The organism is Spirosoma sp., from assembly GCF_026391055.1.
Taxonomy (GTDB): Bacteria; Bacteroidota; Bacteroidia; order Cytophagales; family Spirosomataceae; genus Spirosoma.
Genome location: NZ_JAPLET010000026.1, coordinates 502,005 through 517,961, shown reverse-complemented (window position 1 = coordinate 517,961; position 15,957 = coordinate 502,005). Strand labels below are relative to the sequence as shown.

Here is a 15,957-nt window from a genome sequence, read left to right as displayed (position 1 = left end):
TGAACGTTTAGACTTGCTGGTGGCCGTTCAGGTTAGCGTAACGGGTTAACCTGATCGCTCTGGACTCAGACAGCTTCTGGCAAGGAGGGCTCTCCGGCTGGTAAGGTGACTATAAACGTTGTCCCTTTTCCTGCCTCACTTTGTACGGCTATGGTGCCATTATGCAATTCGACAAACTGGCGGGCGATCGACAGGCCCAATCCTGTTCCCTGAAACTGGCGGGCATTACTGGCGCGGAAAAAAGAGTCAAACAAATGGGATAGCTCCCCGGCAGGTATGCCAATACCATCATCGATTACCTCAATTTGGATCGTTTGCTCCGTTTGAGTGAGTCGAATCAGGGGGTCGCCCTTGGAATATTTTGTGGCATTTGTCAACAGATTCTGTAGTACGTGACTCATTAGCTTCCTGTCAACAGCAGCCCAGTAGTCCTGTTCATTGGCCTGGATCAGAACACGCCGTTGACCTAACCCAGTGGAAAAATAGTCGTCCCGAATCTGGGTAATATAGGGCAACAGATTCACCTGTTCGGCCTGCATACAAATCTTGCCGGAGTCCGACTGACCCAACAATAGAATATCGGCCAGAATGCTGGTTAATTTCCCGACTTCCCCCCTGATTCGGTGCAGGTGGCGCTGCACAGCCGGCTTTTGGTCGGCATTGTCCTGATTAACTAAAAACTCAATTAATTCTGAGCTGGACTGAATGGTCATCAGGGGTGTTCGAAACTGGTGCGAGGCCATGGACACAAACAGGGATTTAAGCTTGTTCAGGGCCTGCTCCCGTTCAAGGGCTGCTTCCAGCACTTGTTTATTCTCCATCTGGCTGGTCACATCCTGGCCAACTCCAATATGCCTCACCACTTTACCGGTTGCATCTTTGGTGAAAAAGCCTCGGATTTCAAACCAGCGGATTTCACCGGCTATTCTGGCCCGGAGATAAGTCGGGCCGTCATAAGGCTGGTTCGACATCAAAAGCTGTAGAAGTATGGGCCTGTCTTCCTCAACCACAAAGTCCAGAAACGAGGTTGGGTCTTCATACAAGCTTTCACAGGCTCTTCCCGTTAAGCGTTCATACATAGGGTTAACGTAGCTGAACCGGGGCGATCCGCTTTCACGAATCCACAACAGGGAGTCTACTTTCTCGGCAATTTCCCGGAATCGTTGCTCACTTTCCTGTAACGCCTGCTGCATCTGCTTGTAGCTAGACAGGTCGTGCCCTTCTACAATCAGCAGCACGACCTCTCCGGCATCGTTGAACAAGGGCCGCACCGAAAAGTCGATGGTAACTACCGTTTGGCCCGCCAGCCAAATGTTCGTTTCGTAGTTTACGGGTTCTCCGCCTGCCGCTTTGGTAACGGCTGCCCGGCATTTTTGCCAGATCGCCGGTGATAGTTGCCAGCAATACGTTTCCCACAGATACTGACCGGCCAGTTCATCCATGCTTTTTCCAGATGCCAGACAGGCGGTATCATTCATTTCGAGGATAGTCCCCTGTGGGCAGAGTAGTCCTATCATCTGGAAGGTCGAATTAAAAATGGCTTTGAAGCGCTGTTCACTTTGCCGCAGCGCATCAGTAGCTTTGTTTTGTTCCGTCACATCCCGGAATGTGCCCGTTATGCCTATCGGTAACTCCTGCGCGTCGGTCAGGAGCCGGGCATCCACTTCGGCTATTTTTGTTTCTCCATTCTGAGCGATAAATGCAACTGTCTTTTGGCAGATCTGTATTTCTCTGCTTACCAGCTGAGTGATCAGCTGGCTACATACCTGATGATCGGCGGGAGAAAGAAATGAAAGAATGGATTGACCGATCGAATCTGCCAGCGGATAACCAATCGTTTCGGTCCAGGCGTTATTCAGGAAGGTGAACGACCCGGTTAAATCCATCTGAAAAACAATTTCATGCAGATTATTGACTAAAGCCAGATACTGTTCCTTGTTTCGCTGAAGCGCCAGTTCCGTTTGTCGTTGAGCCGTACGGTCCTGCACGACGCCAATTAACTGAAGCGGCTGCTGGTGCTCATCCAGCAGGGGTTGCATGCGCATTTCGCCATAAACAAGCTGCCCACTGGGTTGTAGCAGACGAAAATTAAGACTACTGGTTAGCTTGTATGCTAGTGCGTGTGCCTTTGCCTGTTGAAAGCGTTCCCGGTCAGCGGGGTGAATGAGGTTGCTGAACAGTTCTGCATCAAGCGGCATGTGCTGGTTATCGATGCCACAGATACGCTGCATCTGCTCGTCCAGACTAACCTTTTCTGTCGCCAGGTCATATTCCCAAATGCCTAGTCCGGCCGTATCGGCAGCTAGCTGAAGCCGGTGGTAAGCCCTCTTTGCCGTTTCCTGTGCCTGTTTAAACACGGAGATATCCGTTACAAAATCAACATACCCCAGCAATACTCCCTGCTCGTCGTATAAACCGCTGACCGTTGAGAGAACCGGTAGTAGATGGCCATCTTTATGCTGCAGTGTATTTTCCCGTTGTAAAAAAGTATGGTCCTGGACATAGGCCGTTATAAGTGCATCGCCCTCCAGTGTTGGATCGTCCAGGTGGGGAGTAAGCTCCTGAATCAGCCGCTGGTGGGTTTGGGGAGCCCGAAGCGCGCCGGGAGAGACCTTGCCGATTAACTCATGGGCTTTATACCCCGTCATTACTTCCAGAGCCGGGTTTATCAGCTGAATAATCCCTTGTGCATCTGTTGCGGCAAATCCCAGCGCAGCGTAATTGATGATGGCTTTCTGAAGCGCATTCAGGTGTCTGATTTCGTTGGCCCGTAACTCGACCTGCCTTTCCAGTAGTTCATTCTGATGGCGCAGGAGTTCTTCTGCTTCTTTTTGCGGAGTAATATCCTGCACGGTAAAAAGAACATCCGGCCCAATTGGGATAAGATTAAAGTAACCCCACATACTCATCCCATCATGACGAACGTATTCGTCAAAATGTTGCGCCTGGCCGGTAAGTGCGGTCTGAGCCAGTTTGTCAAACAACCCTATCTGGTTTATTTCTGGAAAGAGCGTCAACAAGGTGTTGTCTCTCATCTGGTCAAGGCTTCGGCCGGTAAGCCTCACATTGGCCGGGTTGGTAAACCGATACGTAAAGTCATAAATCCGGTCATTCTGCCATTGGGGGCTGAATAACGCAAGGCCGGCCGGTGTACTGTCCACGATTGCCGATAAGAGCTGGTTGGTCTCGGTCAATTGATTAGCCTGCACCTGCAGCTGTTCCACCAATTCCTTTCGGACCCGGAAGTCGGCCAGCAGATAGGCCGCCCGTTGAAGAAGTGCCAGGTCGTCCTGGGTTAACAGGTGCCTGCGTGGGTCGGCAATCAGGAGGTACCCCAACAGTCGGCTTTCCTGCTGAATAGGTATGCAGCATACCGACTCGCAGGGCCGCCCGGCCTTTACCGCTGCTGACAGGAGTTGGGCCCGTTCAGGTTCCGGACAGTTTACTAAAGGTATCGTTTCGGGATAACGTGTATCGAACTCACTCGTGACGTTTCCGCTTATCAGCCAGCTGGTAGCTACGGCTAGTGGTGGTTCTTGTGCCACATTGTATATGGCCATCAACTCAGCCGGTACAAGCGTATACAGATGTTGCAATACCTGCGACTGAGCACCGAATGGAGTTATTTCACGAGCCAGCAAGGTCTCATGAATCAGATTCATGATTGACTCCCGGCGACTGAACGCAATGATCGACTGCTCATGCGAGAATCGCTTTAGGGTATTTACCAACAGTTGAGAGAACGTCTCCAGCAATTCGACATCCTCGCTATTCCAGTGCCTGGCTTCAGTAACCGCATCAAACCCGATAAATCCCAGGGGGCGCTGCTCCATCATAATCGGAATGACCAACAGGGATAGAATTTGCTGATCGGCCAATATGTCTCGTTCCGCTTGAGCCTCAGCGGGCAGGTCTTCCAGCGAGTATAGGCAGATGGTTTCACCACGTACCATTTTCTGGTGCCACCACGGAAACAGGCTTACCGGTAAGACCTGCAACAATTCCTGCTGGGGCGAAATGCCTGCTGCAGACCATTCGTGGGTACAGCTCATCTCGTCGGCCGACGCTGAATACCTGAACACATAACAGCGATCGACTTGGGTATAACGCCCCATTTGCTCCAGGGCGTCGAGCAAAAACTCGTCGAGTTTCGAAAAAGGCAGGTTAATTAAGGCGCTGGTCAAGCCATTGAAGATTCGTCGGTACTCAAGACGACGAAGGAGTTCTTCTGAACTTTCAGATATGGTATTTTCCGGATTGTAGCTCGTGTTGTGCGATTGAAGCGTAGCGAGATACCCCTCTTTGAAGGGGACGATCTGCCAGGTTCCCTGTAAACAATCATCGTTACTTATGTTCAGACAGGCAACATCTCCCTGTGCGAGGTTGAAACAGAGTGAACTTAACACCCCCGCCGATATAAATTCTGATAAGATCGTGCCGGTCAGCTCACCTGAGGAAGCCCAGCCAATTCGCAGATCCGCAAGTTTATTGTCTGGAAAAAATACGCCTTCCAGATACATAAAAGAAAAAGCGGATGCAAAAGACGTAGAAACTCGACAGGTCTTAAGTGAGTTAATCGAACTAATCATAAGGGTAATAAATGCTTACTCAAATGTACAATATTTTGTATAAATTGTAACTAGTATGCCTTGTATTCTAACATAGCTCGCCTTATTGTAGGAGTATCTCTGCCTGTTTCATGAAAAGCTCATTGGTATAGCCTTCCATTCGGTAAACGTCAGCTAATTCAAGAAGAGACTGTTGCAATAGACTGCCAAGCGCGTGAACAGTCAATCGCTTCTACGGATTGATTAACAAATAGTTACTTTAATAGCATGTTAGAAACGATACAGGGCCGATACCTCGGTTTTCTCAATTTCTTCATATAAAGAAGGGTCATACATACCTTCATTTTCCTACTTTGGAGGTCGGTAAGGCTTGTTCTTTACCCCTACCAGCCGATGCGCCTACCTTTCTTCAATTTTAGTTGGCCTTACCCGCAGCCAGGGTTCCTGTTTAACTCCTCTCCAAAACAGCTACAGCCTGTGGCCTTTTAAACCATTGCCTTTGGCAGCAGGAGCGTCTGACCTTATGTCCAGAGTCGCTTTCTTTTTCTGAATATCTAGTATGTCTATCAATTAACAATTTTAAAATCAAGCACGTATGAAAAACAACTTTACCCGATTTCGTAGTAAGAACCCTGCCTACCTGCCTGCCTGCCTGCTGGGGGTGGTATTATGGCTGATGAGCGCCCTGAGTTTGCAGGCTCAAACGGTGTATGTTACTCAGGATGGAGCCGGTCAGCAAACCGGTGCCGACTGGGCCAATGCCCTGCCCGGTAGCCAGCTCCGGTCTACCCTGGCGAGTGCCCGTTCAGGTAGTATTTTCAGAGTGGCGGCCGGGCTGTACAAACCCAGTGCCACGGGCGATCGGATGGTTTCGTTCAATATTCCAGCCGGCATAGCCCTCTTCGGAGGCTACGCCGGTACTGGACCTAACCCCGACAGCCGGGTTAACTTCGCCATCGTTGGACAACCCAGCAGCACCACCTTGTCGGGAGACATTGATAACGACAACACCCTCGACGCGGAAAACGCCAACAATGTGGTCATGTTCTATAATGTCGGCGAAGGAGGAGGTACGCAATTGGATGGAGTCGTTATTACGGGCGGCTATGCCACGACCCGAAAGTATACTGGAACGACAGCCGCCGGAGGAGGGGGTATCCTGAATTATGGGGACTTCTTCAATGATAACAATGGCGTCAGTAGCCCTTTGATTCAGAACTGCCTGATTACGTTCAACTACGCCCCCAGCCGGGGAGGAGGTATATTGAATGATGGCGTTAACGGCCGGACTAACCCGTTTATACAAAACTGTGACTTCGTTCGTAACACCGCCGGCGAGGGTGGGGCAATCTGCAATGCCGGTGAACTGCACCAATCGTATCCGGTGATCTCCAACTGTCGATTTCTCAATAACAATGCCGGGAGTGGGGCTGCCATTTACAATTATGCCCGGGGTGCTTATTCTCCGTTCAGTCGGACCATTGCCACTGCCAGCCCGCGGATTTTTAACTGTATTTTTTCCGGCAATAGAGCTTCCAGCACAGGCGGGGTCATGTATACGTATGCAACAGGAATTGGCAGCACCAGAGCCAACCCTGAGTTGCGAAATTGTACCCTGAGTAACAACTCGGCACCGCAGGGAGGGGCCTTCTATAATGCAGGTTACCCAGGTGACTATGGCAACGGCGCTCCCTATCAGGTCTTGAGTGGTCCTTATCTCTATAACTGTATTCTCTGGAACAATGGCGGATCAACGGCTATCTTCAACACGCCGACATTCGCCTTTACGCCGAGCATACTGGGCAAAGGCATTGCCCGACTATTCAACTGCCTGGTTGAACAAGGGGTAAGCAGTTCGGAACCTTCCGATCCGCTGGTACGAGTCATTACCAGTTCGCCCTTTCGCAACGAACAAAGTTTAGAGCCGGGGCCTTGCTCACCGGCCATTGATGCGGGCACCAACTCGTATTATACTAATGGTACTGAAGTTGGTACAACAACCGATATCGCCGGAAATCCCCGGATTTACCCCTCGGGCGGCACCATCGACATTGGGGCCTACGAGTTTCAGGGCCCGCCCGCCACACCCCTGGCCATCACCCAGCAACCCGCCAGCCAGTCCAGCGTGGTGGCCGGGGCCACCGTCGAGACAACCGTCGGCCTCAATGCGCCCGCCGACAGCTACGCCTGGTACAAAGATGGCCTGATCGTGACGGGTCAAACCTCGGCCACCCTCCGGCTCACCAACGTGCAACTCGCTCAGGCGGGTTCGTATTCGCTCGTGGCTACCAGTGCCTGTAACAGCGTTACCTCCACCGCGTTTAGTTTATCGGTAACTCCGCCCGTCGCTCAGCCGCCAGTGGTCAGCGCAACCACCGGCCAGAGTGCCTTGTGTGTGGGTAGCACGACCGGTCTGACGGCTCAGGTTAGTGGTGGTACGGCCCCTTACACCTACAGTTGGTCCACCTCCGCCGGAAGCCTGGATAATCAGCTTGACAATACCATCCGCTTCAGCGCCACGACCGCGGGAAGTGTACTTGTCAACCTGCTGGTCACCGATGCCAATAACCTGACGGCCACGGCCAGTGTGTCGCTAGTGGTTAATGCCAAACCCGTCGTATCCATCAATGGGCTGGCCAGTACCTATTCTCAAACGGCCCCCGCCGTAACGCTGGCCGGAGCAGGCACACCTGCCGGAGGCACCTTTACCATCGATGGTAACACGGCTACGGTCCTTAATCCGGCCGCTCTGACGCTGGGTACGCACTCGGTCAGCTATGCCTTTACCGATGCCAATGGCTGTAGTGGCGCGGCCAGCCAGTCGGTCACCATCGTGGCTAGCCCGTCCGTATCCAGCCTTGCCCACTTCTGGCTCATCAATGCCGATAACAACCAGCCCATCCGCGAACTGACCAATGGGCAGTCTATTAATCTGTCCACACTTCCCAGCCGTCGGGTTGCTATTCAGGCTACTACCGAACCGACCGCCGTGGGCTCCGTAGTCTTTCAACTCAGCGGCCAGGAGACACGTCGGCAAGTGGAAACGCTGGCCCCATACGCGTTGTTCGGCGACGATAACAAGGGTAACTACCTGCCCTGGACCCCCGCCACCGGCAACTACCGCCTGACGGCGACTCCGTTTTCGGGAGCGGGAGGCACGGGTAGTGTCGGTACGGCGTTGAGCGTTTCCTTTACCGTGATCGACTCTGCCACACCTGCTGCCGGGCGACTGGCTCATCTGTGGCTCATCAATGCCGATACCGATCAGCCCATTCAGGAACTGACCAATGGCCAGCAGCTTGACCTCGCCAAACTGCCCACCCGGAATCTGGCTGTTCAGGCTGTCACTGAGCCCACGGCGGTCGGTTCGGTCGTGTTCGCCCTGAGCGGACAGCAGAGCCACCAACAAGTGGAGACGCTGGCACCCTATGCGCTGTTTGGCGACAACCAGGGTGGCCATTATTACAGCTGGACACCGCCCCTCGGCAACTACAAACTCACGGCGACTCCGTTTTCGGGAGCGGGGGGCACGGGTAGTGTCGGTACGGCGCTGAGCGTTTCCTTTACCGTGATCGACTCTGCCACACCGGCTGCCGGGCGGCTGGCTCATCTGTGGCTCATCAATGCCGACACCGATCAGCCCATTCAGGAACTGACTAATGGCCTGCAAATCGACCTCTCTAAACTGTCCACCAAGAATCTGGCTATTCAGGCCCTCACCGAACCCACGGCAGTCGGCTCGGTGGTCTTTGCGCTGAGCGGCCGACAGAGTCGTCAGCAGGTGGAGACGCTGGCACCTTATGCGCTGTTTGGTGATGATCAGGGTAACTTTCTGGGCTGGACGCCGGCCTTGGGAACTTACACACTAACGGCCACACCCTATTCAAGTGTGGGTGGGACGGGTGTTGCGGGCACTCCGCTGATAGTGTCCTTTACGGTGATCAATCCGGCAGCAGCCCGACTGGCGGCCGGTCGCGTGGAAACGTTTGTCGACGACAACTGGCAGGTACGGGTGTTGGGTAACCCGATAGCAGGTAGTGAGGTAGTGATAGAAGTGAGCGGGGCGCAGGGGCAGTCTCTTGTCTACACAGTTACCGATGCAGTTGGGAAGTTGATTGACACCCGGCAGGTAGCCCAGCCGAATGCTGTAGAGCGGCAGACGCTGAGTACGGGTAGCCAGGGGGCAGGCCTCCTGCTGCTACAGATCAGCACTCCTGCCCGGCGTCAGACGGTGAAAGTACTCAAAGTTAATTAAGCTATTCGATAGTATGCACCCCAACCATCTCGCTTTGAAATGGTTGGGGTGTTACTGAGTACCTCAAAATCAGCGGCCCTGGAAAAGGGTTTAAGATGCAAAACCATTCAGTGGTACCCGGTAAATCGTTACCCGGTAAATCGTAAACTTATGCAGCCAGATTTATCAAGACTTTCACTCCAGCAAAAAGACATTATGCGTTTACTGGCCAAGGGGCTTACCGACGCAGCTATCGCTACGCGCTTGTCCTTGTCTGTCGCTGTGGTTTTGGCACACAAACAACAGATGGCCGATAAACTGGGCTTGACGGATATGGATGAATTAACTCGTATTTCCGCCAAGGTGTACTTGTAAAGAAACTGGCTAGTAACTCTAGCCCGACTCCGACTGGCTTTTAGGAATGCTTCACCGCTGTTTTTGCACTTGATTGCCCCTGTCAGTCGTATATAGTAGTCAGCCCGGACCAGCCGCATCCGTTTCTAACCGACCGAGCTAGCCTGGCTCATTATGACCAGAATGGTTTGACATTCCTGCTCAATATCACTGTGCAGAGCGCTTCTAATTGCTCCTTCAAACGAGTCTGATTGCTCAAGACGTTGAGCGAGTCGGGCGAGCCTGGGCATACCCGCGCTCAGGGCTGTTCCCCGCAGCTTATGCCCCAGTGCTTTTAATCCCGCCAGGTTCTGGTGCTGGATTTCCTGTTGAAGCGTCACGATGGACTGGGTTAACTCCTGGCTCGCTGTTGCCCGTAACGACTCCAGCAAAATCAGATCGTTACCTCCGATCGACTCCAGGACACGCCAGTCGACATGAAGTTCCTCTTCCGCTATTTTGTCCGATGCTGAATCAGTATCCGTTCGTTCCTCCATCCACTTGTCAAAGAAGGGACGAAGCGATTCTTCCACGATTGGCTTGGTAATGAAATCATCCATACCGGCTGCCAGACACTTTTCGCGTTCGCCCTTTACAGTACCGGCGGTGAGGGCAATAATGCGGACATGAGCGGTTGGATCGAGTTCGCGAATTTGGCGTGTGGCCTCGTAGCCATTCATCTCGGGCATCTGAATATCCATTAAAATCAGATCGGGCCTTTGCTGCTGGTAAAGCTGAACGGCTTCTATTCCGTTGACAGCTTCGACGATTTGGGCCTGGGGTGCAATCCGGTTAATAATTGTCCGGGTGAGCAGCTGGTTTACCGGATTATCTTCAGCAATCAGCACGTTGAGAGGAGCCGCGATGCTTTTTAGCGCTACCGGCGGAGTTGCGGCATTTTCCTGAATACTGGCTGACGGGCTTTCCTGCCGACCAATACGGCCTAATACTATAAACAGATCATCTATTTTAAGCGGTTTCACGAACCGTTGATGGACGCCTAACCGGGCGCAGGCTTTATCGATTCGTTCGTCTTCCGACGAACTGTGCAGCAGCAGAATGGTTGGTTCAGCTGGGGAGGTCGAAAAGTTAGCTCGTATTTTTTCGATCGTTTCCAGCCCATCCAGATAAGGCATATGGTAATCCATCAGGATGACATCGAACCCCTGGGGTTTGGCGGCCAGCAACTGAAGCGCTTCAAAGCCATTGCTGGCTTCTTCTACGGCAATTTGTTTCAATAGAAGCAGTTGCCGTAGAATCAACCGGTTATTGGCATTGTCATCCACAATCAGCACTCGTTTGATCCAGCTCAGATCGCCCCAGTCGATGGCATCCCCGGCTTCGGTCTTCAGCTGAACGGTAAAATAAAAGCAACTGCCTGCTCCGGGTTCGCTGATGAGTTCCAGTTGACTCCCCATAAGGCCCAATAACTTATTGGCGATCGTTAACCCGAGCCCGGTGCCCCCAAACTTCTTGGTCGTTGATGGGTCTTCCTGAGAGAAGGCGTGGAATATTTTTTGCTGCATATCCGCCCGAATACCCATGCCCGTATCACGAACAGCAAACCGGATGGCTTCCTCACCGGCTTCTGATGCACCCGTTGCGGTGACTTTTAGTTCGATCTCACCCTGCTGGGTAAACTTGACAGCATTGCCCAGCAGATTAACCAGTACCTGTTTCAAGCGTACCGAATCGGTATAGATAAACCGGGGAACATCGGGGGCCACATTCAGCAACACTTCCAGCCCTTTGGTTTGAGCCTGATAGGTAATGATTTCGGCTGCCTGGCTGGTCAGTTCATAAATGTCTATCTTTTCGATAGTGAGCTCCAGTTTGCCCGCTTCGATTTTGGAAAAATCCAGTATATCATTAATTGTCGTCAACAGGGCATTCGCCGATTGATTGACAATGGTTAAGTATTGATGCTGGGTAGGCGTCAGCGTTGTTTTCAGCACCAGATCCGTAAAGCCGATGACCCCATTGAGGGGCGTTCTGATTTCATGGCTCATGTTGGCCAGAAATTCTGATTTGGCCTGACTCGCCTGCTCGGCCACCAATTTGGCCTTTTTCAGCTCATCCCGCTGTAAACAAATCTCCGTTATATCCTGGGTCAGCATCATAATGCCCCCGATCGTCCCGTCAAATTGGTACCAGGGTCTTACCTCCCACCGCACATACTGATCATGAGTCCAGCCCAGCGGTCGCCAGACATCTTCTTCCTTTTTTTCCACTGCCCCCTGATTACACCGCGCATGAATGGCTTTCCACGATTCGGGAGTTGTGGGAAACACCTCATAATGACATCGCCCGATGATCGTGCCTGTGAGGTGGTAGTCCTCCATCCAGCGGTTGCTGACAGCGATGTAGTTCATCTGCCGGTCGAACATGGCTACCGCAGCGGGCGCATGTTTAACGAAAGCGGCCAATCGTAGTTTCTCGGTTAGTAAGGCCTGTTCAACTTTCTTTTTTTCGTCAATATCCTGAAACGTGCCATAAAGGCGCAGGCATCGCCCCTGATCAAATTCGGGAATACCCAGTGCTCTTACCCATACCGTTTTACCCTTAGCCGTTATAATCTGCAATTCCAGATCGTAGCCTACGCCTTCCTCAATGGCCCGCGTCACGGCATTACGGATGGCTGCCTGATGGTCTCCTTTAAAAAAGTAGATGGCTGTCTCCAGATTCGGAATAAAATCCTCGGCAACTTCGTGAATGGAGCGGGTCACGGCCGACCAGTGGATGGTTTGCTCCAGTACATTAACTTCCCAGAAACCAATGCGAGCCACTTCATTGGTTTGCGACAGCATCTGCTGGGTGCGGTTCAATTCAACTTCCAGGCGATGCCGTTCGGTTATGTCAATGGCGTTGCCCAGAATGTAGGGTTGTTCGTCCAGGTCTTGCTCCAGGATGTTGTTGAACAGCCAGATCCGTAGCGAACCGTCTTTATGAAGCGTGTGCATCAGGCCGCTCGCCCGTCCCTTTGTATGGGCGATCTGTAAATAGCGGGCCAGCCCTTCCTGATGATCCATCGAAACAATATCCGCCAGCCGACGCCCGACCAATTCGTCGGGCTGGTAGCCTAAAGCCTGCGCCCCGGCCATGTTGACGGATAACAACTTACCATTAAGGTCATGAATACACAGTAGCCCCTGAGAGTTTTCGAAGAAGGTTCGGAATTTGGCTTCCGAATGATTCAGCCTTAGTTCCCGCTGTTTTTCCTCGGTAACATTGCGCGCAATGGCAAATACATACCCCGTTGCGGGTTCTGGGGTAGCTACCCACTGAAGATAGCAGTAGGTGCCGTCAAAGCACCGAAACCGATGGACAAAATTAATGGTCTTCTTACCGTCGGCTAACTGGGAAATTTCGCGCTGGGTATCAATCAGGTCGTCCGGATGAACCAGTTCATAAAACGAATGGCTAAGTAAATAAGGCTCGTCCCAGCCCAGTACCTGATGGAAAGCAGGATTAACTTTTTTTAAGAAACCATCCACACCTGCCAAGCAGATGAGGTCATTCGATAAGTCGAAAAGTTGTTTTAAGTGAATAATTTCCTGGGTCTGTCGTCGCCTGATAATCAGCTCAATGGCCGTTTCAGCCAGTACCCTTAAAGCCTCTTGCTGAGTTGGGGAAAGCTTTCGGGGTACTTTGTCCAGTACACAAATTGTTCCAAGGGTAAACCCATTAGGGTCCGTCAGGGGGTAACCCGCGTAAAAACGGATCGATGGATCGGATAGAACCAGCGGGTTTTTACTAAACCGGCTATCCAGCGTCGCATCTTCAATTTCCGTTAACCCTTCTTCGAGGATAGTATACCGGCAGAAAGCAATATCCCGTCTGGTTTCCGACAGATCAAGGCCTATCCGGGACTTGAACCACTGCCTGTCCTGATCCAGTAGTGTGATGAGTGACATGGGGGTTTGACAAATCAGGGAGGCCAGTTCCGTAAGCCGGTCAAATTCTTTCTGGGGTAAGGTATCCAGAATAGTGTAGCTCTTTAACGCGTCTAGCCTTCCTGCTTCATTCACAATATCCATACCAGTCACTTCTCTGAATTCTAACTAAACAAATATCACATATATATTTTGATTTTTATCTATTGACTAACTAGGGGTAACCAATTCGATGGTATGATAAAAATTGTATTACTCATTGTTGAATTTGGCTTCGGCCTAACCGCATCACAAGGAGACATAGGCCTTTGGCCCGGTGCCCTGCTCGTAGTTAAATGTACCTGCCCGGTAACCCGGTATACTCAGTTGCATACGAACTCCCAGGCCAGCATTATATATGAAAAAATGGTCCATGATCTTACTCATACGAATGCCTAACAATTGTCAGTTGCTGAGCCTGGTGGCCATCCTAATTTTACAATGAAATCAACGCAGTAATATTCAGGACGAATCTTTTTACCAGCTTTAGTCATAACTACTAACTCTCCCATAAACAGATGACTACCATCCCTCAAGCCGGCCTATACCTGTTTACGTATCCAACCTTCGTCGAAAAAGCGCAATGGATTTACGTTCATTTCATAACGCCTGATCAGCAACATGCGTTTGTCACATATCCTCACCACCGCTTTCAGAAAGCAGGTCAACTGATTTCTGTCAACTGGTTTGAGACGGTCAGTATGACCGCCATGGTAGGGCACTCACCGCTGATGTCCTTTCTGAATGTTACACTTCCGGCGTTGGTAAGCGCTTTTGGGCCAAAAACAGAGACTGTTGATACGCTCTTCGGTCAATTTGAGTCGTACGATGTTGATCTGTTGCTGGCGGCTTAAACGCCACCCGCAGCCCCCAAAGGCGGTTTATTGGTTTTGACGTTGCCCCTGACCCGGTATCGACGTCCTCATTCCCACTGAACCTATACTAGATAATACCCAAGATGATAAAATCAGGAAGAAGCTTCGTTAAATAGCTGTCATGAATTATTGGCTAAAAAGGAAAATGGGTAATTAAAGTACAACGAAATAGGAATGCTTACTTTCTTAAGTAAAAAGGTTGGTTATAAAATATAATAAATAATTAGAGGATCAAAAGAGAGTTCTCTGAACCTCTAATTATTTTAAACTACTATCTGAAATAAACTTAGTAATAGTCGTGAATTGCTCCTGTCTATTGCTAAGTTTATTTTACAACTGTTAAAGGGAATGATGAAAATCTATATTCAGGAACTTGATGAAGAGTCAGAAATAAATTATTAATATCAATATATTTCGTTGCCTTTGAACTGCCTAAACATTCTTCAACTAAGATAATCCTAACTGTTTGTCTTAGTAAATCAAAGAAGGTATCATTATGTAATGTTCTCGTTTTATTGTTTTTCAAAATATTATTATGAGCTTGATTACAAACTCTAAAATCATCCTTTTTAATTGTACATATCTGTATATTATTTGGGAAGCAACCACCAGTATGTAGCATACAATTCCTATGGCGGCTCCATATAGAAAGAATGTCATCTGGTATTATTATACCATCGTATTTTTCATTAATTACCCTTTTTAATTTTGGGTTTTTTATTTATAAACTCTCTTATTAACTCCCTCACTTTATCTTTAGCGCTAACTTCTTTATCCTTAGTAGGTTGTGGGACTCCTTGAATCTTACTACCATCTAGATATATTTTTCTGAACTGCCCAATAGGATATGCTTTTTTAGTAGCCATAGATTCTAATATTGACCATAACTTTGAGTATGCAAGCTCAATATTCTTCTCATTTAATGCCTCTGCGTATAGTGATACGCAGAGATTTAGAAACCCATTATCTTTCAAAAATTTGACTATTGCTCTGTTATTAAACGGATTTTCTCCAAACTCGTCACCAGGCATTAGACTACCAGTATAACTCGGTTTATAAATTCTAATATTCAAGCTTGCTTCATCTAGGACAGTGCAACTGATAATTGATCCATAGCTAACTCTAGTTAGTGAAAAAGCCTTTAACAGGGTTAAAACCTCCTCTTCCGCTATGTTACCTGCCTCATCTACATTATCAGCAAACAATTTAGGGAAGGATATCACTATGCCAGGAGAATTATGAGACGATACTTCATCTCCTAATGGATAAGTAAGCGGTTGTAAATTATTTATTAAAAGAAATTTATTTATTAATTCAATAGTATCATAATACCCTAATGATTCAAAAGGTATAATTTCATACTTATCATAATCATACCTTTTTGTGAGATAGATATCTTTACAAAACACAAATACTTTAAAAAAAGAATTTTTTGTATTATCACCGAAGCCAGAGTTCATAATATTTATCCTGTGTAAATAAATATTATTAATCTTGCTATTGATAAGATCAAAGCTAGTTTGAGCGCATGATGTTGTAGATAGTTCAAAACCAGGACTATTTATTTGATCATCTTCATATATATCAAATCTGAGAATTTGGTCTCGGTTTTCCTTTTCAATAATATTTAATTCAGCATAAGCAATGCGGTAAAGCCCCGGATCTAAATATTCTGCTTTTACTCTTACTATATATAATCCCTCATTATCCTTTAACAAATCGAAGAAAAAAAACTTCTCGAGAATGTCATATTCTTCTTCTATAGAAATTCTATATATTCTAAGTCGAATAAAATTGAATTCGTCAACAACGTTTCCATTTATGATAAATTCGATAAGGTCATTGGATTGATAACAAGGCTTTTTAGGAATAATTTGGAGCTTATTTTGAGTACTCATACTTCTTGTGTCCTATATATAGTAATAGTACAATTTACCAATTTGGGAGAGAAAATC

At 49.1% G+C, this 15,957-nt stretch carries 6 protein-coding genes; 3 read left to right on the top strand and 3 right to left on the bottom strand.

Going from position 1 to position 15,957, the window contains the following annotated elements; genetic code table 11:
* Positions 1 to 65: 65 nt before the first annotated feature.
* Positions 66 to 4,520 (bottom strand): PAS domain S-box protein, encoded by a 4,455-nt coding sequence (locus tag NT073_RS25635; protein WP_297379345.1) that lies wholly within the window; start codon positions 4,518 to 4,520, stop codon positions 66 to 68.
* 643 nt (positions 4,521 to 5,163) lie between these two features.
* Between NT073_RS25635 and NT073_RS25630 the strand changes: the two genes are divergently transcribed.
* Both NT073_RS25630 and NT073_RS25625 read left to right on the top strand, forming a co-directional pair.
* Positions 5,164 to 8,823 carry a choice-of-anchor Q domain-containing protein gene (locus tag NT073_RS25630; RefSeq protein WP_297379342.1) on the top strand — a complete coding sequence of 1,220 codons (3,660 nt, stop codon included), beginning with the start codon at positions 5,164 to 5,166 and terminating at the stop codon, positions 8,821 to 8,823.
* 150 nt (positions 8,824 to 8,973) lie between these two features.
* Complete coding sequence (locus NT073_RS25625) at positions 8,974 to 9,177, top strand: LuxR C-terminal-related transcriptional regulator (RefSeq protein ID WP_297379340.1); 204 nt, start codon at positions 8,974 to 8,976, stop codon at positions 9,175 to 9,177.
* A gap of 125 nt (positions 9,178 to 9,302) precedes the next feature.
* Here NT073_RS25625 and NT073_RS25620 read toward each other — a convergent pair whose 3' ends face one another.
* Positions 9,303 to 13,232, bottom strand: coding sequence for a PAS domain S-box protein (locus tag NT073_RS25620; RefSeq protein WP_297379338.1), 3,930 nt, complete (start codon positions 13,230 to 13,232; stop codon positions 9,303 to 9,305).
* 413 nt (positions 13,233 to 13,645) lie between these two features.
* Between NT073_RS25620 and NT073_RS25615 the strand changes: the two genes are divergently transcribed.
* The gene (locus tag NT073_RS25615) at positions 13,646 to 13,981 is read left to right on the top strand and encodes a hypothetical protein (protein WP_297379336.1); all 336 of its coding nucleotides are present in this window, start codon (positions 13,646 to 13,648) and stop codon (positions 13,979 to 13,981) included.
* Between the two features lie 710 nt (positions 13,982 to 14,691).
* On the opposite strand, the gene NT073_RS25610 is transcribed toward NT073_RS25615, so the two are convergent.
* Positions 14,692 to 15,900: a hypothetical protein gene (locus NT073_RS25610; RefSeq protein ID WP_297379334.1), complete on the bottom strand. Its 1,209-nt coding sequence runs from the start codon at positions 15,898 to 15,900 to the stop codon at positions 14,692 to 14,694.
* Positions 15,901 to 15,957: the final 57 nt, after the last annotated feature.